Below are 22,838 nucleotides of genomic sequence, written 5' to 3' on the forward strand. Positions count from 1 at the left end.
CCCTCCTATGGGCGTAAAAAAACCGCCCTAGGCGGTTGTGGGTGATTACTGCGTCTGGTAATACTCGTTTAACTCTTGCTCTCTTTGGTCATCCAGCGCCTCCCGTTTGGTGGAGGGTAGATTTTCATCATCCCTGATTTGGTGCTGGCGGCTCTTTGTGGCCCCTCTTATCTGCTGCCCCGTAATCGCCTCGTCGGGATTCCTCTCGTTGAATGCAGCAATATTCTCAATGGCTTTTTCATATCGAAGCTGTGCAGTCTCTTGCTGATCGCCATCGGCAGCATTAGCCGCTTCCAGCGTCTCAATGGCCGCGCTTTTTAGTTCGCTTTTTCTGGCGCCCAACTGCTTAACACGCTCTCGTTGTGCCGACTCTCTGGCTCGGTACTCTCTAACCACGGAAGGATTCAGCCCTAGCAACTGCGCCGCGTCTTCGCCCCAATTGGTTTCAACCACCGTTACGCCGGTTTTAGGATTAACCACGCCACCATTAACGACCATGCGCGTGGCCTTCATTACATTGGCCAAAGCCGTCGGCAGTGCGGACTGAGCGCCATCAACGACATTACCCTCTGCCATTTTCCCCGTACCCTGCACGACCCGCCTTGCCGAGCCATACACCGGCCCAAGTAAAGATAAGGCCTGTGCATCAGCCCAATTTTCAGGCGCATCGTTAAAGCCCATGGTCTTGGCTTCCCGGAAGACCAAGTCATTCATACTAATCCGGTCGGCAATATCAACTCCTAGCAAAGACAGTACGCCCCGATCCAGCGCTTTGCCCACGTCCTGCCCTGCGTGGTCAACCAGCCATTTACGCCACTCTACTTTCCAGTCCCATGGCTCGTCTTCATCACGACCAAAGCCTGACAAGAAGGCCTGCATCGCGGTTGCGGCAAACCCAGCACCTAGCGCCATGCCTAGTGTTTTATTACCACCGGCAAACTGAACCGCACTTTTACCGACAGCTGCACCTACTCCGGCAGCCAGCGGCAGCATCGGCAAGCTCGTCAATCCTGCCGCCAAGGTCTGCGCGACAACCATCGTTCCCATGATGCGTTTGGCGCGTTCGCGATCACCTAGCTTCTTTGGATCAACCAAGGCAGAAAGGTTGTGCCCTAAGAAGCTCAGCATATTTACGGCGTAGCTCTTATACATCAACACCACCCGAGCCTTGTCGTTCTGCAGCATCGGCGGCATATTGGAGATATTTAGATTGAACTGCGTATTATCCAGCGACTCCGCCGCGTAACGGGTTGCCGCCTTAATATCGCCCGTTTTCTCCAACTTCAAGCGGAATGCCGCCAAGGCCGTGGCCTGCCTATTCACCACTTCCGTGGTATGCATAAACACGCCCATATTATTGCTCACAAATTCCAACCCTCTGGCCGTTGCTGTGTTGCCACGAATGGTCGCAGTATGGGCTGCGCGATAAGCATCCATTGCGCTAGAGATATCAATTTTGCCCATGGCTTCTAGCGTGGTAAGCAGCGTTTTTTCATTACTACTTAATGTACCGCCCGCCTTATTCAAGTCAAATAAATGATTGCCGCCATCACGCATTACAGAAGCCATAATTTCTTTATTGGCTCGAATCAGCTGGGCAGAGGCTTTACCCGCGCTAAATTCCCCGCTCAGCTCCGAAAGCGTCAAGGATTGCTGCATGATATTCACTAAACCAGAAGAGACATTAAACGCCAGCGTCATGGCAAAGCCTCCGGTTTGCAGCATGCCGGCTATTTTTGAGGTTTTATATTGAACCGCTCGCTCGTAACGGGCACGCACTTCATCGACCACAGGGCTTAGCCAGCCCGCCGTTTTACCTGCACGATCCAAAGCATCCGTGATCTGGTCGCTGTATTCCAAATTACTGATTTGCGTCGCCAGACTCACAGCGGACTTGGCGAGTGCGCGAGTCATATCCAAGCTATAGCCAGGTGTACCCTTGCGGTGCATAAAGTGCTTCCGCGCCGAAGCACTCGGCAGGGCATCAATAAAGGTCTGATTTAGCGTGTCAAGCAAAGCATCGCGCTGCTCTTTGTTGCTCACGCCCAGCTCAATCGCCTCGGCTAGCTTGCCCACCACAGAGCCAGAGATTTGTGCTTCTGATGCTTTGGCCGGTGCATTGCTAATATCCCGCTGCGCCGTCGTAAAGCCACGTGACTGTAAGTGCTTAAGCGCCTCATCTGCTTGCTCACGGCGTTCATACTGCAAGCGCACCGTTTCCAGCTTGCCGTCTACCGTTCTGCGCCCTGTTACGACGTAATTGCCATCACGGTTCAAAGGGAAGTAAGGCCCGTCCCCTAGCTCTTGGTCAAAGCGCTGCTGCAAATCCTTCAATAGAATTGCTCGCTTATCTTCATCCATATCCAAGCGTTTAATCCGCTCGATCAAACCATTGCGGATATCCTCACTCCGGCGCGCGTAATACTCCTGCGTGGCGGTGTAAATGTCTTTTGCTTCTTGCGGTAGAGCATTAAAGGCATTGGATAGCTCGGCATGTTTGGCCTTCCACTCCGGCTTCCAACGCCCGTTCACCTCGCTTTCAGGATGAATCTGCCAAAGCGTCGCCTGCGTCATAATGTCCGATAAGCGATCTGCCGCCCTGCTGTCGTTCGTGGCTAAGTCACGAAAAGCTTTAATGTGATTGTTCGCCGCCTCAGTAGCCAAGGCAGTACGGCGGCCATCGGCCCAGCCCATAAAGTCATAAGCACCACGTATTTCAGGCAAGCGGTCTTGGTAAGATTTAACCAATCCCCACATGGTATCGAACTTGTTTTTAATCGCCTCAATCTTGTCGCCTGCTGTATTGGTCCAGCCCCTGGCTTCTTGAGCATGGCGATCTACATCACGGGCAATCTGGTCGGCCAGCTCATTCTGAGCGGCAGTATCACGGCGATTAGCCGCGCGACTATAGAGTGTCTTTGTTGACTGGCCCTGCCCTTCGCGCTCAGCCAATACCCCCGCCTCTTGCTTAGCCAGCTGAACCAGCAAATCAGGTGTGACCAGATTAGGCGACAAAGGTAATTTAAACTTCACCGCCAGCTTAGCCAGCTGCGTTTTAACCGCATTCACCACCGACTGCAGCCACTCCCGCACGGTACGCGGCGCTTGCGTCCCGAGGCTAGCGGCTTCTTCTACGGCATAAGCCAAACGCTCTTTTAAAGCATCATTACCCGTAGTTTCGCTATTTAGAACACGCTCATCCACTGCGGCCATAAAGTCACCCATGGGCGTGCCCAGCTTGGCCTTGGCCCAAATACTCAGCGTCTTTTGCATCGCTTCGTAATACTGCCCAAATACGCCACCATTCGCGTCGGAAGCGTGGGAAACCTCATGCAGCAATACGGCCAGCGCGTTGTCTTTGCCAACTTTAGAAGAGTCTAGGGTGATAGTCTCGCCGTCATATTTGGCTTGAGCGCCATCCTCTACCTCGCCAAATTGCAGGCGGCCAGAGTCGATCAGCTTGTTTGTGGTGTCGGTACCAAGGGCAGTATTTAGCGCGGAGGTCAGCGCTTCGGGGCTAGACCGGCTCAACCGCTCGCTCTTGGAGTAGCGAATATCAGGGTTAAATTGGCTAAATGTGCCATTGTTACCAATTGCAGATTTGACTTGGTTCGGACTAAAGACGACGAATACTTTGTTTTTATTTCTTCCGTCATTTCCCATAAATGAAATGCCGTCATATCCCATATCGCTTAAATTTTCAATTACAACGCTTACGCCTTCTTCTTTTAATAAATAATTTTCAGACAAACTCTTTTCTGCGGATTTAAACCAGCTTTCGTTTGTAACACCGCCTTCGTGATGCTTTGAAATTCCTTCGAATTGTGATTCCCATTTTACAGGGTCGGCCTTGGCATCCATATCCAATGGATTTTTAATGTCTAGGAATACGGGATATACGGATGGAGAATTCCCCTTTCCTTTGTTCGAATAGTAATCCGCCTCTAATGGGGACGATGTAAAATACCCTCCCCCACCAAACTTTCCATATGATGACTTTGCCATATCAAAAACGCTAAATGCCTTCCCTTTTTCACTAGCATTGGCGCCATGAAAAACCACAAGTGGCTCGCCGTGCTCATTAACAACCTTTGACGCGTCTTTGGGTGATGTCTGCCAATCACCAAACCAAGACTTAAACTCTGAGCTCTGGCTCTGTTGCCGTTGCTGTGAATTCAACGCGGAGAGATGCAGCGGCATTTCAATATTTGTACTTACCTCCTCATCCTGCTTAGCCGCGCGCATCATCCTATCTTTCCCAGAGCCTTGCGCCTCCTCGCTCATTGAGTAATGGGTGGATGGCCCGTTGTTGAATTGAATTGATTCCCCCGTAATTTTTTTTACCGCCAACTGAGCAGCATATAACCCATTGTCAGTATTTTGGCGCTGCCATGCGCCTATACTTGGCGCCCATTTAAAGCCGTGCGACTTGAGCATTTCGCGGGTAGTTACTTCTGGCTTACCATCAAAGAACAACTGAACCCTCTGAGCTTGTTCGTCGTTCACAATACGAATATCACCAGCGACCTGCTCTTGCGTGCCGTTTTCGGACTGTACTTGCGCAGCCTCTGACTTTGCGCTCAGCTCTGCTACGCGGCTTTTTAATCGCTTAATCTGAGCGTTATTATTCGTTAATTCATAAGACTCGTAGGGGGATTCACGACCTTCCTTTCGAGCAAGCGCATTTTGCTCTTTCATCTTTGTTTGCAGACGCTCGCGCTGTTCAAGATTCGTCTGGGCCTGAGCTAATGCGCTTGATGGCGAATGATCAATTGGCCCCTGTGCAGCTTTCAGTAGGCGCTTTAACCCCTTACTCAAAAACTCCCGCGCCTCATCAACACGTCGTTGCTCAGTTTCTAGTCGTTTATTATTGCGAGGCACATTAAAGTTAGATCCTCCTGTAATCATTGTGCTTGCAGTGTTGCCACGCGCATGGAGGCGAGCGTTGTATTTGGCGGTATAGCCGTTCACTAAATCAGCGTATTCATCAGCGATTCTTGTGCGCGCCTCTTCATTAACCTTGCGATAAATGGGCTCAACCTTGTCCCATACTCCCTGCAAATCCTGAACGTAACCATCCATTTCTTGCTGCGCTCGGCGCTCTGGGGTGTGCGAAGTATGCCGGTGCGAGTCTTTAGCGGCTGCCGCCACCGCATTACGATCTAACAGGACGGGCGGAGGAATTCGCTCAGAGGTGATCTCGTTACCTACCCCTTCACGGCTATCGTTACCGACTTGCTCTCCATTTGTGAGGGCGACATTACCCTCTCCGCCCCGTTCAACAAGTCCGCCGTCCAGCGCGACACTGTCGATTCCCGCTCCGGCTGGGGTTGAGATTTCGGCAGGGGCTTGGGCCTCTTCGAGCGTTCGCCGATAACTGGACTGATCGGGTTGTCTTCCATCTAAAATCTCCGTAAATGCAGCCGCTTCATCGGCCTGATGAATGTAGGGGTCACGTAAAATCTGCTGTACCAATTCTGGATTAACGCGGCTCGCCTTGGCGGCCAGATCAACGTGAGCGGCTTCGGCAGGGGTAATGTCCATTTCTTGCACTGCTTGTGCAACATGATCCATGCCGCCAAATGGCTGGGCAGATTCAGGGGGTAACGTAGGCTGCAAGGCCTCTGGCGCTGCTGTTGGCTGCAACTCCTCAGGAGAAGGCGTGGCGATTGGGCCTTGCTCAGGCGATTGTGTTGGCGCAACAGGCGCGGCTTGTTGCTCTGCCTTTCTTTGTTTGATTGCGGCAATCTCTTCCAGTGTGCCACTTGACTCCATCCATGCGTTTTTAGCGCGCTGATAAGTCGCGTTGCTTTCTGCGTTGCCGCCCAACTTCTCGGAGATTTTCCCCATGACAGCCAAAGCACCGTCTCGCCGCTGGGTATGAGCAGCCTCAGCACGTAAGAGCGAGGCCCACTTATCAAGGGCCTGCGGATTGTCTGCTACATTGCCCGCTTCATCGGCGTAAAGGGTTTGGCTTTTATCTTCAATCGCACCTGCTGATTGCTCGTTGCCGGTATACACGCGCCCATCGGCGCTTGCTTCCCATACGGGCATCGGTGAAATTGGTTCACGTCCACGCTCATTGATCGGCGCGTCAGCGGGAATATATTCAGGACCGAGCCCCTGCAACCCTGCTTGCAAAGTAGCGGGTACGTTTTGAGTGAGCGCTTGCTCGTCACTATATGGTGACGTATCAGGCGGCATTTCCAGCGACTGCATCGCCGCGCCACTTTCTGTAGCTACACGAATCTGCTCAGCGCTCAATGGCTGGGTAATGCCGGTTTGTGGATCTATCGTTTCGGTTAATGCCGCGTCACGGCGAGCCTTGTGTTGTGCGTGCAGATTAATCGCCGCCCCAGCGCCACCAAATGACGCAGCGCCAACCAAGCCGCCAATCGCAGCGCTTTGCAAATCAGCAGGCAATCTATCAGCGTACTCATTCCAATCACCAGCAACACGGCCATTTGTGCCGTAATGCTGATCCATGGCTGATTGCCCTGTCTGCGTAATCATTTCTTGGGTCGGCTCAATTGCAACGGCACGGCCTAATTTACTAAGTATTTTTCCGCCACTGGCTTTAAACACTTGAGAAACCGCGCCTGCACCAATCGTGTCGCCGATCCCTTCTAACCCGCCCTGCACAATACCGTTTGCCAGCGCATCCCCTTTGCCTAGCCCAGCGTCCCGCGCTTCGTTGTACGCACTACCGCCCTGAGAAAGTCCGCCAGAAACCCCCATTACTGCGGGATTAAATCCCGACCCCATCGCAGGCAACACCTGTTCGGCCGTCGATTGAACGCCGCGGTAAATATCACGCCCTACAGAATTACTTATAAATTGCGACTGATCCGACACCGCGTTAAGCGACTCCATGGCTTCGGCATTACCCTTAAAGTAATCTGCGACCTTATCCGCCCCAAGCTGGTCAGCAATGGCATAACCCACATTGTTAATCATCTTATTGGGGCCAGTCGCAATGCGAGAGACGAAATCTAAGCCCGCCATCACAGGATCAATAGGCTGCGCTTCCAATGCGGCCTTCTTCTTAGCCGCAATCAGCTTCATGCCTTCTTGCTGGATAAACTTAACCGGGTCTTGCCCATCAATAGCCGCAAGCTTGGCCTTCGCCCGAAGTCCAACAAGGTCGTATTCGGTCAATCCTGTTTTAAGTAGAAGGCTTTTATCTGCATTTTTTTGCTGAACAATTCGCTCTTGTGTATCCGTTGCACCAGCCAAACCGCTACTGCGCTCTAAGGCGCGAGGAGAAGGCGGAGCCGCTCTAGTGAGTTTCGAGCCATCCACATCAATGCTGCCGCCCGACAGCAATATCTGATCAGCCCCTTTGCCAAATATCTTGTTTACATAGTTCAGCGTTTCCGGCTGCCACTGGCCGTCTTGCACATGCTTACCGCTGCCGTTATAGGTCGCTACGGTCTTAAGCCAGTCGCCTTTATGGGTACGCAAGCGCTCAGTTAATAGATACGCCGCCCCTTGGATGTTTTGGGCAGGATCTTTGGGGTTGGTAATCCCAATGGCGGAGAAATTGCCAGGCATAATCTGGCCCGCGCCCGTCGCCCCGCTCTTCTTGTTCACAATGCCGGGGTCAAAATTGCTTTCAACAGAAACAATACGTTTAAGCATATGGCTCATGACCGCAGGCTCCACCCCTGCATAAGGCGCGTATTTCTCAGCAGCAGCGTCAAACTCCCGGTCAAAGCGGGTACTTACGTCACTGGCAACCAGCTTGCCACTTGTCCTACTAGCAGCGGGCGCAGGGCTCGGTGCGTCCTGTGTATCCAGACTGTGCGCCGTATTTTCTAGCGCCGCCCTGTAATTTTCCTGAGCTAAACTAAATACACCCATTGATCGCGCCCATAAAAAAAGCCACCCGAAGGTGGCTGGTTTGGCCTCGCAGAAACGCGAAGCGTATGAATTTCAATTTAGCTGAATCGTAGCAAGTGAACGACAGCTTGTCATTAGCATAATTTTTTACTTTGTCCTCTTTGTATTCTTGGCTAAGATTACGCACGCACAACAACAACTTAAATGGTGCGAAATAATACAAAGGGGGCTTTATGCGTGTTCTTGTTGCTTTATCACTTTGCGTGGCGTTATCTTCATTGGCTAACGCAGATGAAAATAAGCAGGTATTTCAACAGCCAACTTCTCCAGTGCACTGGCTCGACTTAGGTATCGTTCAAGGCGTTCATTTTTCCTTGGCCGTACCAGAACAGCCCAACATTGTGGGTATCTGGCGAGTGGCTGAACTTACTACGAAATTCGAAGGGAAAACCGTTAAAAGCGGAATTGCTGTTGACTGCGAGAAGCAAGTTATTAGCGATGACTACGCATCAAGTCGTCCACTGCAATTCAACAAGCCACGGCTCGCGCTTGAAGTTGAATCAATCAAAGCACTTTGCAATTAAACTTACATAACAACCCGCACATCGGACAGAAAATAATAAACTCAACGTAAGATTTTATGCTGCCTATATTGGTGAAGCGCTGCGTGCAGTCGTCGTAAAATCACCATTTATAGTCAAAGGAACTTACAATGAGTCACTTCCTATTTATTGTTGATATGCCGCCTGAGAGGCCGGGCTCAGCAAATAATCCGCCAATGAATACTGCTGCTAGTTGGCCGTCATTCGAAATTCGAGCTAATGAAATTGCCCTGCCAAATCAAGACTCAACAAGACTATGTCGAAACGTTTGGCTGCTTGATGCAGAAAAAACATTGCCAATTCTATTGAATCTATCTTCTTTAGCTAAGAAGCATGAACTTAGCTATTCGGCACATTTAATTGATGGCGATATAACTCAGTTGGTCGACGAACAAAACATATGCGATGTTTTATAATGAAGCCCGTTTTGTTAGAGGAGTAGAGGCTACTGCCCGCCCACCTTTGGAATCGGATCGGTTAGAAAATTGCGAGGCTTTGACGAGGGCTGTTGCGCAGTAGTCAAGCTTTCCCTCAGGGCGTTGATCTCTTTTTTAACGCCTTGCACTTCTTGAAGCTTCTTAACGTACGCAGGGTTTTTATCGCTTTTATTCATGATATTTTCCAGCTCTCGCATCACGATTTTTAAATCCTCCTGCCGCGTCGTAATTGCTCGGAAGATTTCATCCCTACGATAATCACGTTTACTACCGACACCATCAGGACTTTGATCAAACTTGGCCTGCCCATCCTTTGTTTCGGCCTCTTTCGCATTTGTATTGGCATTTTGCTGCTTCACACCCAGCTCTGATTTGCCAAGTTCACCCGCTTTACCTGTCAGTACATTCTCGCCACCCGCATAGAATCCATCGCCTTTTTGTGCGCGATTCCAAGCTGCAAGCGATTCGATAGCGCGTGGGTCTTTACTTTGAATGGCGGCCTGTAAAATGCCATTGGTCATGCGTTGCTCATCGCCCTTCTGCACGCCACCATACTGATCGGGATTAAGCGTGCGCAACACCGCATCGCCATAGATTTCTTTAGCCTTTCCAATTCGTTGCGCAGCAGCCTCATCAGGCACTTGCGACTCAATGTAGCTATTTTCCGCATCAGCAGGCACGCCCCCTTCCGTAGGTGGCCCCCTAAAGTCACGCCCACCACTTAGCGTCTGCAGCGTCCGTGTCGGCATTTTTCCTGTCGTCACGCTATCTAAATACTCTTTTACCTGTGGTACGGTCATGCCGCTACTCGCCGCAATCTGCAAGTAGTCTTCGTCACTTGTTGGCAATACAGCGCCTTTGCCCCCACGCCCACCACCGCCTTGCTTCGCCTCTAGACGTTGCTCCAGCATTTTGAGGTTATTATCGTTTTTAGCCTCTGACATTTGGCGCTGAAAATCGAGTTTCGCCTGCAAATACTCGTCCTTCTCTTTCCAGCTCTGCTCCGCCTTGGCCGACGCCGCTAGATAACCCGCGCCACCCGTTGCCGCCCCTACAATCGTTTCAAGGATTCCAGCCATTACATCACCTCTTCTTGAGTTTCAGGCGCGCTTTGCTTATCAATCACACGGGTTTTAAACAGTGCCACGGCGCATGGCAAAACAGCCTTGGCGTAGGCGGCAAGCTGCTCTTGCGGCAAGGCTTCAATCTTTACGCAAAACTCGGCCACCAATTGTGAAACCATAGGTAGCGCTAGGCTAATGCTCTTGGGGTCGCTAGCCTCGCCTGTTTTCTGGATTTGATCCAAAGCACCCATCACCAGATTAACCACCAGCTCGCCGCCCTCATCCTCATCTAACTTGCCATCGGCCATCAACTTTTGCGCCACGGCCTCCTGCATCTGAGGATTAAAAATAATCTTGCCCGCGTCTTGAGCAATCCGCACATGCTGTGGTTGCTGTGCTTGCTGTGCCTGTGTTGGTGCTGTTTGCATTGGCGCGGCTGTTGGCGCTTGCGCTTGTTGTGCGTCGGTTAAAATGCCCATTATTTAAAGCCTCCGGCCGTACCCAATTTAATACCCTCGGGAATGCGACGTGCTTCTTGCACGCGATCCCACGACTCCTTATCCATTGCTCGTTTTGCATCAATTAATTGCTCTTGCTGCTTTCCCTGCAAATAAGCCTGCCCACCACCCGCAACAATTGAAGCAAGCAAGCCTTTGGTCGATGAATCCATGCCAGAATAAGCAGTCCCCACTGCTTTTGCGCCATCCCAAAGCGAGCCAAACACCTTACCAGCCACATCAGTCACTCCGCCAAATGTTGAAGCCAACGAATCAGCGCCTTGAAACTGCGTATAGTCATAATCAGTAGAGCCCGAATCAACCGTAAACTCACTTGGCAAAATATCGCTAGAGCCAGAATCGCTCCAATTAATATCTGAAAAATCAAAATCATCCATGACCTACCCTTTATGAGAATTGGCTGTAATTAGCCATGGCCGTTTGAATTGGCGATATAACTTGTTTCGGCGCAACTGCATTGTTTAAGCCGGTTCGCCCTGTGTTTCCCGTATTGCCTGTATTTCCAAGCAATGCTTTTGATAGCGAGCCATCAGCATAATCTGTATTGCCACCCTGACCGCCTGTTGAATAACCTCCGCCGTCGGCATTACTTGGCGCTGCGCTGGCGGCACTTCTAGCCAGTACCCCGCCAACCTTTGAGCCTACGACGCTGCCTAGTTTGCTACTGATTGGACTGCCGCCCAAATAACCGCCCACAAGAGAGCCAAGCACGCCCCCACCAGTGCGTGCAGCGCCAGATTCATCGCCCATTGCAAGGCTGGTGCCCGCACTAGCAGCCGCTCCAGCCCAGGGTCCGGCCACCGCATTTACGGCCATTCCCGCTAGACTCGGTGCACTGCCTTTGATGCTATCAAAGCCACGGCTGTAGGCTTTTTGACCAATATCGCCAAGTTGCAAGGCAAGCCCAATCGCAGGATTGGAAAAACTAACCGCCGTTTCGCCTGCGCTTAAAATGGCCGAGCTAAGTGGCCCTGTTGCAAGTGCATCAAGAGAGCCGACGACACTTGCTCGATCCGAGTAATTGTATCCAAGTTGCGACAAAGACTTCGACGCGTCATGATCAGACATACTAAACATGGACGACATTGTCTGAGCGGTGTCATGCGCATTTGCAACGGCTGTATCGCCCCCTTTATTGCCTTGATCTACCCCCAGCGCAGCAGCAAGGGATTGCCCCGGCGATGAATTACTTCCCGCCGTATTCCCACCACCATTACTGCTCGAGTTATTGCCTTGATTGCCCGGACCATTACCATAACCATGCGCACTATCACCCGCACCGCGACCCCCTCCGCCCGTAGGTCCGCTTGATTGTGCGCCACCACCGCCACCCGTTCCATCGCCACCTTGCGCGCCATTCCCATAATTACCCGCCATAATTAACCCCCGGCAACAGGTGTAAGACTATTCGGCGCAAGCTTTAACTTAAACTCGCCCGTACCGTCTTCATTACCGAAGTACAGCTTGTTAATCATTTTCACGGAGTTGGCCTTATCCGGCCCCGTCCCTTCTAGGATTTGAGTCATCATCGCGGCGTAGTTGCTAAAGCTAGCGTTATTCAGTACCGCGCTGGCGTTCTGCATCGTCCATGACAGCTGATCCCGATTGAGATTATTCTGCGCAAAGAACTGATCGTTCTGTTTGGTTAACGTTTGAGTGAACTCATTGGCCCGCGCCGCCCTGTCCTTATCTGCCTGCCCGCCCGAAAAGAGCTGCTGCTTCTCAAGCTGCGCAGCCGATGCATCAATATTTTTCTGCAATAGGCCCGTGGCCTGATTGCGGTCAAGCTGGCTCTCACCACGTGCAAACTGCTGCTGGTTGTCCTGCAAAAAGCGCTGATTTTCAATATTCTTCTGTAGCAAGCCCGTGGCTTGATCTCGATCTAGCGCACCTTGGTGTTTCTGAAACTCGAATTGATTGCCCTGTAAACCAAACTGATTCTGATACCCCTGATTAGCTGCTGCCGTGCTGCTGTAGGTATTGGCATCAGCCTGTGCCACCGGCAACATCACAGACAAAGCACCCTGTTCACCGGATTGCGCGGCCATGCCGCTATTGCCCAGCCCGCGCTCGGCGGCTGTTTCCATGGCATTGGTTCTTGCCTGGGTAACCAAAGGCGAGCCACGCGCCGACAAAGTCGCCAAATTCTTTGACGTCAGCTCATTGTCTTGCACTGCACGAGTAATAGGCCCCGTGTAAACCGGCGCAGGGGGTGGCGCTGGCGCAGAAAATGCAGAGGAAGACGGCGCTGCAGTTATCCCTCTCGTCTGATATTCGGGGTCATAGGCCGCAGCTTGTTCATGGGTATATGTTCCCGCTGCTACCGCATTTCGCAGGTCTTGTACGCTCATAGCAACACCCCACGCTTAACCGCTTCGGCACGCTCGGTACTCAAGCAACGAATGCCCACTAGATAGTCAATGATCTGCTGGGTACTCGCCAAACCCAGATCAACTTCAGTTAAGCGAGGATCATCCAGAATCTTGTACGCGTCTTGCAGTATCCGATCCTCCACTCGCGCGTCCTCAATCGCCAGTCGCTCCTGCACGGTAAAACAAAGCTTGAATTGGATCGGGGTGAGTTTTGGAGGGGTGGCAGGTGTAGGTGTTACTGTTACACGCGAAAAAGCACGGCCATCATACCGATCACCCTCCGTCACGGCGTGCTTGAGTGGCAAGGCAACGACAGACTGCAAGCCGGTCATTTCCTCTTTGTCACTCATCGCAATATGCGCAACCACACCATCGCGGATATAAGCGTATTGGGTCATGGCAAGCTCCTAGATAAATTCAAATGCGATATGGCCGCACGATGGATCAGAGAATAAATTGGAGGCTTGATTTGCCATGGGCATACCCGCGCCAAACAGCAGTACATCGCCTTCCACTACGTCCACCATAAAGCGCACTACGCCTTCGCCACCGCCACCGGCGTTTGTCGTACCGTTACCACCTGCGCCAGCGCCAAAACCAATCGCACGCCCCTGTACATTGGGCCGCGCCATGATTGAGCCGCCACCTGCGGGGGTACTGGTCGCACCTGCACCACCACTACCACCGGCAAACTTAACTCCGTAACTTTGCGGTGTAATTTCCCACGCCATCGGCACAGCACCGCCGCCAAAAACAGCCGCACCTGTGATACCAACAGCCGCATTGCCACTACCTAAGCTCACTCCGGTCAGGTAGCCCATGCCGCCAATACCTACCCCGTTATTAATGGAGCTATCACCACAACTTGCGCTAGTAGTGCAGCCACCAAAGCGCGTATTTAGCCCGCCCCCTAGCGTAAGCAATTCCATATAATCACTTTGCCGGATCACGCGAAGATTGCCACCATCGCCTGATGTGGAGGGACTCAGAAAAAACTGGACAGTAATATCGGGGAAAATATTGTAAGTTGCCGAGCCCTCGACGGCGGCAATCACTCCAGATGGATGGTCGGACACAAGATTAAAGCTCGAACTAGCAGCGTTTAATGTCCACACCAAGCCATCGACACTCCAAAACAGCCCTCCTGTAGCCAAAGCGACAAAATGCCCTGTGCGCGAGGCAAAGCAAATTCTTTGTATTGCGGTAGTTAGCCCTGTTAGCGTTACCGCCGTCCAAGTAATGCCGTCAGTCGTCGTAGAAGTTTTGTTGCCGAAGGCAATAACACGGGCATTACCAAACAACAGCGTGCTACCGCTCGTTAGGCCTGATGTACGTTGCGTGTACGTGCCATTGATGGTACTCGATGTGTAGATGGTTCCATCGGTGCAGAGAATAATGTACAGACCAAACGCATAAATAACGGAGCCAACCTGATGCACGTTAACGGCATCTACCGTTACCTTGGGCCAGCCCGCAGGATTGACTGAGTCGGCCGCCGTTTGGTAAAAGAATGCCGTTTTATCGCCCGCACTGGATGAGGCGGCTAAAAAGTAACCGTTGGCATAGTGCATACTCGCAAGCGTGCTGGCATAAGCTGCGGAATTGGTAAATGCCGAACCATTCCATGATGAAATAACGCTTGCAGTGCCAGATAGCGAAGCAATACGCATGCTGGTAGGAGACGCTGTTTCGCACGCGGCTGGGGCCATTGCCATCAATCTAGCGTTAGCAGATCCAGACGTGACAGGTACGTTGCTTTGCGCCCAATTAAGGCCGCCGTCTAGGGTTATATATGGTGAATAACTGGCATTGTATCCCCACGCCACCGCTACCCCGTTATCAGCGACCAGTAGCCCGATGCCAACTGCTGTCGCATTAAAGACAGTACCGCCAGTCACTAATGATTGACCTACTTTCCGTCCAACAGGATCGATCATTGCTGCTGGAGTAGTAGAGCCGGATGAGTTCATAGAAAATACATAGTTGCCTAGGGGGCTGGCTGCAATGATAGAGGTATTGGGCAGCCCGTTTGCTAGCGGAATCCCAGCAGCAGGCCGACCGCCTGCAGCTACACCGGTAATCAGGCACTTGGTCGCACCTTTTGGCACAATCACACGGCCCGTCAAAGACTTAGGCACAACCTTGGCCAGCACTTGCCCCGAACTGGATACACCGACATTAGCTGCGGCTTGCTTATCAATTGCGCGCATAATTAAGCCACCTCTTCAAAGCAAGAAACTCGCGCCGCAACGTTCGCAACACTTGAAAATAAAACCACTCGTTCACCTGCGCTCATGGGTTCCCCTGTTAGCTTGTAAATCGCCCCCGCTTTGAGTAACAAATCAGGCTCTACACGATCCGCATCCGCTGGGCTGGCGCTGGTACTGATGTACACGCGCAAAGTCGTATCCACTACGCCGTAATTCACCACATTAATATTTGCCGTGCGCACATTACCGCCTGCGACTACACCGGTATCCTGAAAAGACGCTGCGGGTAAATTTCCCGACCAAACCAAGCCTGATGCCATGATGGACCTCTATAAACTTGCAAAATAAAAACGACTGGCACGGCCAGAAAACGTGCTCGCAAATAACACGCCGTCGGCAGTCGGATTAACCAGTAGCGCTTTATTGGCATTGCCCGCAAAAGCCGGAAAGCCAGCCGCTGCGCCAATAGAAGCCGCAGTCACAAGAGCACTTGCCGCCGCACCCTGAGCAATCCCCGCGCTTGTTGCCGCATTAGTCGCCTGTGTCGTAGCAATCACCGCCTGTGCGGTCGCCCCTGTTTCGGCTGCTTGTGCCGCCACCTTGGCAGCGGTCGCCGCAGCAACAGAAGCCGCAATCCCGCTCGCCCCCGAAAAATCCTCCTCAACCGCTTCGAAACCGGTCTTGATCGCGCTCAACAGCGCGGTCGCATCAGTCGTGGTAATCAAGGCGTCCGGCAGATAGGTTGTCGTCCAATTGAAATATGTACTCATCGCACAGGCCCTTTTTCTGAGAGATAGAATGTGGCAGCAGAGAGCGTAAATGCTTCATCCACGGCGCTTTCATGCACGATAAACAGGTTTAAATTTTCCCCAATGCCGCGCATGGGAATGGAAGCCGTGGGGTATAGCCCAGCGGAATAGCGGGATTGGTCATACTGGGCGGTGTCATACGTTCCACCTCCGCCGCCATGGGAGTTCATTTCGTGATCAGCGCTGACCGCTGCGCCATAATCAAACTCAACGCGCGTATGAAAATTCAAAGGAGCGCTAGCCTGCATTTCCAGCTCTAGGCGATGGGCACGCATCCGCCGCCCTCTTTTGCCCAGCACGTAAGCCAGCCGAATCACAGACTGAATCGCCGCGCCCGCAAAACTCGTTCCACTGTCCAGTATGGCTACACGCCCATTATCAAAGCCGCCTAAGATCAGCTCGCTACCCAGTACGTCTCGCCATGATCCAGCCGTTGCCAATTGATCGGGGTAAATGTGCCGCATGGCGACCACCGAGCCATTGCTCTGCACGGTAAAAATCAGCGTGGTTTTATCGTTCATCACTAAACGAAGCTGGCCCTTGCTCCGCGCCGGATAGGAGAACAGCACGTTCTGGCTATTAATCAGCTTTTTGACCTTGCGTGACATTGCAGAGCTGGCAAAGTCGCCGTATTGCTGAACCGCTCCGATGCTTTGTAGGCCTTCCGCGCAGGCGTACAGCAATCCGCCTTTTACTTCGCAGGCGGTATCAAATAAAGCACCGTTGGATTGCGTAAGGGTTTTGAGTTGAAACGTCAATGACGTTGCGCCATACAGCAACAAGACACGATCATCACAGCCAATCGCCATGACTTCGCCCTTGAATGAATTCAAAGAAGTAATTTCTGCACCGGTCGATAGCTGATCTGCCCCGAGCGCCACCACGAATGAAAGAGGATTGCCAATAGCACTGTGTTGGAGCGAGCCACCATTGAACGCAAGCCATAGATAGTTGCTATGCGCTTCAATTTGCTTGGGCGTATTCACTGGCATTAACGAAGGGATTTGCGCGAACACAGTGCCGTCAAACTCAAACGCAGGGTTCTTGCCATCACAGCCATAAATCCGCTGCGTGCCCGCTGCCCCACCAAAGTTGTTAGCTAAGAGCTGATACTTGCCGTCCGGCTGTAGTACCGGCACGACCGCCAAACTTGCCGCCTTAGCGCAAACGGTCGCCCCAACTTTGATGTTTTCCGCGTTTTGCCATGTGCCGGTGATATTAGATACCACTAGCGCCCCGACCATCGGCGCAGGTACGCCTGACCAATCGCCGTCTGTGGTGCAAACCCGCTTAACCAAAGCAGTTGCACCAGAAATTGCACCAGTAATGGTGTCGCCTTCTTTGATCTTGAACGTGCCGGTATTGAATTGAATCGCCGCATTCAACGTAACCAATGCCCAACTTGAAACGCCGGATTGATACAGCTTGCAGCTCAGTCCATCCGTAGCATTGCGGAACGCGTACACCAACCCGTTAAGATAAAAAACACCTCGAATCGGGCCAGAGCCAGGTACAACCGCAGGGGTTAGCGAGCCATCAAACCACGCGTAACCGTCAGCCCGTCGATAACCACCATCTACCGCCTCGTAGTTACGGCAGTGGATCGCTTCGCCCGCTTTGACCAAAATGGCGGAATCGGCAAGATTCAAGCCCTCGCGCATGGGAAACGTTACCGGCGTCCAACTCATGCCATGCTCCAGCCGCTGGCCCGTTCAATGGCATCTAGCTCGGTGCGCATCATTCGACGAATCAAATCATCGTATTGCCGCTGCGCTTTTTGCTCCAGAATGCCCGCCTCTTCGCGCCCCGCATAAAGGATCACCGCCCGCCAAACAATCGCCATGTGATAGCTGTCTGGAATGGTCGGCACATGCAAATTACTGGACAAGAGTTGCGGTGGTTTCCAGCCTAGTAAACGCACCGGCAAGTCAGCCGTCGCTAAGGCATTAAAACGTACCGTGCGCCCGTCACCGGACAAAGTGGCAATACCGGGTGAGCCCAAAACAGGCAGCGGATAAGCGCTTAGAAAATCACCGTAATTAGCCCAGTCAATTGCTCCGCCATTCACCCAGCCATGCGACTGATCAATTTCGAGCATGTCCGACGCGGCAACTGCTACTTCATTTTGTCCAGACAGCAAAGTCAGTGCCAAATCAGCCCGCAAGAAATTCCAGCGCTCGGCATTCTGAATATCCAGCCATGCCTGCTGCACCCACGTCACGACGTCCAAAATAATGCCGGTCTGGCTATCAACCGCAGTCATGCCATCGCCCTGCATGCCAATTTCCCGCCATGTGCGCTGGCAAAGCTGAAGGTAAGTCATTAAGCAGGCCGTGCGCTATGGCTGTACTGCGGCGCTTCAAACGACTCGATACCGTCTTTTTTCTGTATGTACTTCATCTGTACGGCGTTTTTAAGCGCTTCATAAATCGGATAGGCAACATGCACGTCCATGCCGCGAGGGATTTGATACATCACAAAATTCACCCCAACTGGCACAGCTCGGTCGTCGGTCTCCGTAGATGGGCAGTTCACAATCATCACCTTTTCATCGGGGAATTCGAGGCTACCCACCACTACAACCGATGATTTCAATTCACTTTTTGTCGCCATTTTGTCGTACTCCAGACGTAAAAAAGCCCCACCGAACGATGGGGCTTAGGTCAAGCCGTTAAACTCACAGCAGGGTAATGGCGTGCTCGAGACGGGTCATCCAAGTGTTATTGGCGATCCAAGAAGCAAAATACTGCTTCCAGCCCACGGTACCTTTCTGCCCCAATGGATTGGCTACAGAGATATTGGCCGCATCGCTAATCAACAGCTTTTCTGCGCTATAACCGCCCAATGTGGTACGGCCAAAGCAGTCTTGCGCCAGTACGATCATCGGATACACGTCAGCAGAAGTGCCGGAGGTGGATTTCATCGCACCCTTAGCGCCGCCTGCATCGGCCCAAATCGGTACAAGTGGAGAGGCGCAAAAGCGAAACTCGCCGATAGAACCAATCTCGCAGGGCAGCAGCTCGGTCGTGCCGACATACTGCTCAGGCGATTTCCAGCCGGAGATCTGCTCAAGATCAGCCTGTGCATCCGTATGACAAATCACCACCCAGCAAGGCTTAATTGCCACCGTGGTTTGATTGGCTGTGGATTTCACAAACTCGGTAATGGTCTTGGCACGCTGACGACGCAAGAATTGATTAATCCCGCGAAGCTTGCCAATGGTGGGAACGGTATTCACTGCATTGCGAGCGGAGCCATTGGCATACACCACGCTAGTGCCGCCGCGAATCACGCCCATCACGATCAGCTCTACGGTTTCTGCGCGTTGCTCGCCGCATAACTTGGTCGCATCCTTCAGGACAGGACATTCAATCAGGTCCAGTACCTTGTCGGTGATTTCGACGAAAGCGCCGTACTGCGCTGTAGTGACGTTGACGTCTTCATACGTCATCGCCTGACCTGTTGGCGCGACACCCTCAGTTAAAGGGGTGGTCGCGGCAGGCAGCGGCACAGGGCGCAAATACTTGACTTGATCGCCACGATTTTTGGGGAGCGTGCGCTCCATGCCCATTTTCGCTACGCATAAAATGGGTTCTGCATATTTCAATTGCTGGGCATCGAAGTGCGCTCGCACTGCATTGCTCAGACCGGACATGCTGGTAGTTGCCATTGCTAGATCCTTTTAAGTTCTTTCTGATATGCAGTGTCGTAATCGTCGGGGTCGGACTTTTGCCCAGACGTGCCGCGACTAATGCCGACTGCATTGGTGAGTTGGGTTTTCTTGCTGGCTGCGAGGGCGGCACGAGTGGCGGCGGCAGCTTCTTGCTTGGCGGCTTGCGCGGCCTTGAATTCGGTGATGAAGCGGCCTTGAGCGGCGGCATCAAATGGGTTAGCTTGTGCGTAAAACAGTTTTTCGGGATGGGTCTGCATATACGCGCCAAACTCGGGCGAGTTATCGACCTGTTCCCAGTCAGGGTGAACCGCTGACAAATCCCGCTGCCAGGCTTGCTTAGTGGCGTCAAACTGTGCAACCTCGCGCTCTTGCTGGCTTTGCTGGTTTGTTGCGGTGACTTGACTTAACTGCTCATCAAAATGCTGTAGCGTTTGCCTGATCGCCTTGGCGGCGTCCGGGGCAAAATCGTTAAGCTGATCCACGGCGGCCAAGGCGGCGGTAGCATCATGCTTAGGCACTGCTTCTTGCTTGGGTTGCGCCAACTGACGCTGCAGGGCGGCAACGCGGCCCGCGTCGGATCTGGCTTGGTGAAGAATCTTGTCGCGCTCTGCCGCTAGTACAGCTAAACGCGCTTTCAATTGCTCAACCGTTTCTGGCTCAGCCCCCTGCGGCTCGGTGGCGGCAGGTGCGGCTTCAACTTCTTCGGTTTTAGCGGGTACATCGTCTACTTCGGGGCTTGCTTCTGCCTTCTCCGGCGCAGCAGGCGGCTGGTCATCTTTCAATGCAGCGGCAAATGCGGCGTTGTATTCCGCCTCAGCAGCGTCTACGTCGTTTTGCGGCTCTTGATTGATTGTTTCTTCAGACATGCTTGCAACTCCTTCGGGCATAAAAAAAGCCACCGGCGAGGGTGGCTTTGATGTGACGGGCTTGCGCCGGTCGGTTTAGGAACTAGGTTTGATACGGGTTTGGCGGGTCTTTGATCGTGAGTACTGGATTCATTACGAATTCAATCACGCCACGCAGTGCTGCAATTCCGCCACGCAGCTCAGCAGCCAGCAGTGCATCACGCTGATGGGTCAGCGCTTCCTTTGCTGCATCAATCTGCGCTTCAAGTAGCGCTTGTGTATTTCGCCATTCAAGGGACTCGGCATTAATCATTAAATGCCGCTCCCTTGGGTGATTTTGGTTTGAATCTCAGCATTAAAGCGGCGGTTTTCGGCGTCGATCTTGATTGCGTTCATGCGCTCCATGCTCTGTATTTTCTGGAAAACACCCTGCTGGTCTGTATTCATCTTGGCTACCTGCAGGGCTTCATGAGAAACGATGCGCTCATGCTCGCGTTGGGCATTGATTTGATCGGATTGCAGTCCCGAACTGGCATCCATCGCTCTGACTTGCAGTTCATTTCTCTTGAGTTGGATCTGGCTCTGAGCAAGGATTTGCTCAAATGTTTGCTTCTGCTTGGCAAGCTCTAGCCTCTGTTCCTCGATTTGCACCTTGGCTTGTTCGAGCTGTAGCTTCATCTGCTCAGTACTCGGTGCTTGCTGGCCTTGTTGCTTGGTTTCTTCCGCCAGCTCGTCCTCAGTTTTGATCACGCCATCGGCATTAATCTGCATAGAGGCAACAAGCTTGCGATAAAGCTCAGGGAATTTAGTTAGCGGTGCTAATACCGGCGAGCCTTGAGCTAGCTGTAGTACCTCAATCAGCCCGCTAGTTTGCTGTTCACGCACCAGTAGCGAGCTAGATCCCAGCGCCACGATGTCGTAATCGCCTTTCACGCTGTCATCGTTATGGAATTGCATGTTGTATTGGTAAATCGACTTGATCACGGGGCGGGTAATGCAGTCATCAATCTGACGGACTAAGCGTCTAAGCGGCGTAGAGGCTGAATTCATCAGCATCGCCGTACCGGTCGCGGTCTGCGTAACTTGCGGCTCTTGCCCTGTTTGCATCAGCATCGGCAGACCCGTTTCGTCTTCCATCATCTGCTGCGCGAGCTTGAAAATCTCAATCAGATCGCCAATACGCGTCGGAATTTCAACAGAAGAAAACGCAGTCCGAACATCCACTACTGATTTCTTGAGCAGCCATTCTTTACCGGGGCGAATCTCGTAGCGCCCGTCCTGCGGTGTAATCGCACTTTGATCGATAATGATTTGAGGTAATACGCTAAAAGCCGCGTTATCCCAGAGCATGCGTAATGCGCTATTGGCGGCTCGTTGCGAGTTTTCGCAGTCATCAGGCAGGCCAAAGCCCCATATAGAATCAGGGTCAACAGACCAGTTAAAGCAGTTGTATGGCAAGGCCTCGTCGTCGTGCGGGTATTCAACGGCTTTTAAAACGATTTCGTCGCAAAACCACACAATGACCCGCTTCTCTTGTAACGGATCGGCCTCGACCGGATCATTCCCGCATAACGCCGCAGCCGCATCTAATGGTAATGAGCCGTGGAATTCCCATACGTTGTATAGAGTCTTATCAATATCAGCCTGATCGTCGGACACTGCGCGATTTTGCTGATACTGATCAGATCTAAAGCCCGGCTCGCGCTTCAATAGCTCACGAACCGCATTAGGATCAAATCCCGGCGTTTTTGCCAGCTCGCGCAAATCCTTGCGCGTCATCGGATGGCGTTCAAACGTGGAGTCGCAATCCTCGATGCGCTTTGCGCCTGTCGTCGGGTAGAAATTCCATGGATCTACCCAGTTAACCGATGGCGAAAAATCCTGCGATACATCGATCACGAATTCCATCACGCCATGAGCAACCTCTCGCTGCACATACCGGCGTTTTTCACGGTTCACAACCACAGGGCTTTTCATGATCCCTATGCCCAGCCGTACCGCACTGGCAATCGCCTGACGCATAACCGAGTTGTAGTTGGCCTGCGTTAACTGATCGTCCATCAGCGTCTGCATTTTCAGCGCACTAGCCATGGCCGTGGCTAGAAGTTGCGGTGCTTTCGCTTGAAACTCAGGGGGTAGGTCTGGCAGAGGCGTCGGCTTTATTGACCAATTGCGGTCATCCGTCGGCAGGACCATTTCAGCCAGCCGCGACTCAGCAAAATTACAAAGCTTCTTCGTTCCCTTGTAAAACGCCTTGCTCTTATTAGGGGCTAACTGGTTTTCTGTAACAGAGTCGTACTTGCCCTTATACGCTAGCGTCGCTGCATGCCAGCGCTTTTCTACCGCCGCTCTTTTACTGCAACGCTCATCAACATCTTTTTGCAGCGTCATCGCCAGCAATGCAATATCAGGGCGTGCCGATACCTCCCCGATGATGGGATCTTGCACAGCTTGATCGTTCATGCG

The 22,838-nt window shown here is 52.4% G+C and carries 19 protein-coding genes; 2 read left to right on the top strand and 17 right to left on the bottom strand.

Annotated features, from left to right (window positions below):
* Positions 1 to 45: 45 nt before the first annotated feature.
* A complete protein-coding gene (locus tag VN23_RS08925; protein WP_046352743.1) occupies positions 46 to 7,863 on the bottom strand; it encodes a PLxRFG domain-containing protein in 7,818 nt (2,605 codons plus the stop codon).
* Positions 7,864 to 8,075: 212 nt separating this feature from the next.
* Here VN23_RS08925 and VN23_RS08930 point away from each other — a divergent pair, with 212 nt between their 5' ends.
* Both VN23_RS08930 and VN23_RS08935 read left to right on the top strand, forming a co-directional pair.
* On the top strand, positions 8,076 to 8,426 hold the full coding sequence (locus tag VN23_RS08930; protein ID WP_046352742.1) for a hypothetical protein: 351 nt from the start codon (positions 8,076 to 8,078) through the stop codon (positions 8,424 to 8,426).
* A gap of 128 nt (positions 8,427 to 8,554) precedes the next feature.
* Entirely contained in the window at positions 8,555 to 8,860 is a 306-nt protein-coding gene (locus tag VN23_RS08935; protein ID WP_046352741.1) for a hypothetical protein, read from the top strand.
* Positions 8,861 to 8,889: 29 nt separating this feature from the next.
* Here VN23_RS08935 and VN23_RS08940 read toward each other — a convergent pair whose 3' ends face one another.
* The 16 genes from VN23_RS08940 to VN23_RS09015 all read right to left on the bottom strand — a co-directional run bounded on the left by VN23_RS08940 (position 8,890) and on the right by VN23_RS09015 (position 22,835).
* On the bottom strand, positions 8,890 to 9,960 hold the full coding sequence (locus tag VN23_RS08940; RefSeq protein ID WP_046352740.1) for a hypothetical protein: 1,071 nt from the start codon (positions 9,958 to 9,960) through the stop codon (positions 8,890 to 8,892).
* Positions 9,960 to 10,424, bottom strand: a complete 465-nt coding sequence (locus VN23_RS08945) for a hypothetical protein (protein WP_046352739.1) — start codon at positions 10,422 to 10,424, stop codon at positions 9,960 to 9,962. The genes VN23_RS08940 and VN23_RS08945 overlap by 1 nt, the downstream gene beginning before the upstream one ends.
* The gene (locus tag VN23_RS08950; protein WP_046352738.1) at positions 10,424 to 10,840 is read right to left on the bottom strand and encodes a hypothetical protein; all 417 of its coding nucleotides are present in this window, start codon (positions 10,838 to 10,840) and stop codon (positions 10,424 to 10,426) included. The genes VN23_RS08945 and VN23_RS08950 overlap by 1 nt, the downstream gene beginning before the upstream one ends.
* A 10-nt stretch (positions 10,841 to 10,850) precedes the next feature.
* Positions 10,851 to 11,840, bottom strand: coding sequence for a hypothetical protein (locus VN23_RS08955; RefSeq protein WP_046352737.1), 990 nt, complete (start codon positions 11,838 to 11,840; stop codon positions 10,851 to 10,853).
* A 2-nt stretch (positions 11,841 to 11,842) separates the two neighbouring features.
* Positions 11,843 to 12,814, bottom strand: a complete 972-nt coding sequence (locus tag VN23_RS08960; RefSeq protein WP_046352736.1) for a hypothetical protein — start codon at positions 12,812 to 12,814, stop codon at positions 11,843 to 11,845.
* On the bottom strand, positions 12,811 to 13,233 hold the full coding sequence (locus VN23_RS08965) for a hypothetical protein (protein ID WP_046352735.1): 423 nt from the start codon (positions 13,231 to 13,233) through the stop codon (positions 12,811 to 12,813). Before VN23_RS08965 ends, VN23_RS08960 begins: the two co-directional genes overlap by 4 nt.
* Positions 13,234 to 13,242: 9 nt before the next feature.
* Positions 13,243 to 15,045, bottom strand: coding sequence for a hypothetical protein (locus VN23_RS08970; protein WP_052746681.1), 1,803 nt, complete (start codon positions 15,043 to 15,045; stop codon positions 13,243 to 13,245).
* A 2-nt stretch (positions 15,046 to 15,047) separates the two neighbouring features.
* Complete coding sequence (locus VN23_RS08975) at positions 15,048 to 15,365, bottom strand: hypothetical protein (protein ID WP_046352733.1); 318 nt, start codon at positions 15,363 to 15,365, stop codon at positions 15,048 to 15,050.
* A 9-nt stretch (positions 15,366 to 15,374) separates the two neighbouring features.
* On the bottom strand, positions 15,375 to 15,815 hold the full coding sequence (locus VN23_RS08980) for a hypothetical protein (protein WP_046352732.1): 441 nt from the start codon (positions 15,813 to 15,815) through the stop codon (positions 15,375 to 15,377).
* Positions 15,812 to 17,542 carry a hypothetical protein gene (locus VN23_RS08985; RefSeq protein WP_046352731.1) on the bottom strand — a complete coding sequence of 577 codons (1,731 nt, stop codon included), beginning with the start codon at positions 17,540 to 17,542 and terminating at the stop codon, positions 15,812 to 15,814. The genes VN23_RS08980 and VN23_RS08985 overlap by 4 nt, the downstream gene beginning before the upstream one ends.
* Entirely contained in the window at positions 17,539 to 18,177 is a 639-nt protein-coding gene (locus tag VN23_RS08990; RefSeq protein ID WP_046352730.1) for a phage adaptor protein, read from the bottom strand. Before VN23_RS08990 ends, VN23_RS08985 begins: the two co-directional genes overlap by 4 nt.
* Complete coding sequence (locus VN23_RS08995) at positions 18,177 to 18,467, bottom strand: hypothetical protein (protein ID WP_046352729.1); 291 nt, start codon at positions 18,465 to 18,467, stop codon at positions 18,177 to 18,179. Before VN23_RS08995 ends, VN23_RS08990 begins: the two co-directional genes overlap by 1 nt.
* A gap of 64 nt (positions 18,468 to 18,531) precedes the next feature.
* A complete protein-coding gene (locus VN23_RS09000) occupies positions 18,532 to 19,524 on the bottom strand; it encodes a N4-gp56 family major capsid protein (RefSeq protein ID WP_046352728.1) in 993 nt (330 codons plus the stop codon).
* Between the two features lie 2 nt (positions 19,525 to 19,526).
* Positions 19,527 to 20,393, bottom strand: a complete 867-nt coding sequence (locus tag VN23_RS09005) for a hypothetical protein (protein ID WP_046352727.1) — start codon at positions 20,391 to 20,393, stop codon at positions 19,527 to 19,529.
* Positions 20,394 to 20,475: 82 nt separating this feature from the next.
* Entirely contained in the window at positions 20,476 to 20,685 is a 210-nt protein-coding gene (locus tag VN23_RS09010; protein WP_046352726.1) for a hypothetical protein, read from the bottom strand.
* Positions 20,685 to 22,835, bottom strand: coding sequence for a portal protein (locus VN23_RS09015; protein ID WP_046352725.1), 2,151 nt, complete (start codon positions 22,833 to 22,835; stop codon positions 20,685 to 20,687). Before VN23_RS09015 ends, VN23_RS09010 begins: the two co-directional genes overlap by 1 nt.
* Between the last annotated feature and the right edge of the window lie 3 nt (positions 22,836 to 22,838).

The sequence above is a fragment of the Janthinobacterium sp. B9-8 genome, from assembly GCF_000969645.2.
Lineage (GTDB): Bacteria > Pseudomonadota > Gammaproteobacteria > Burkholderiales > Chitinibacteraceae > Iodobacter.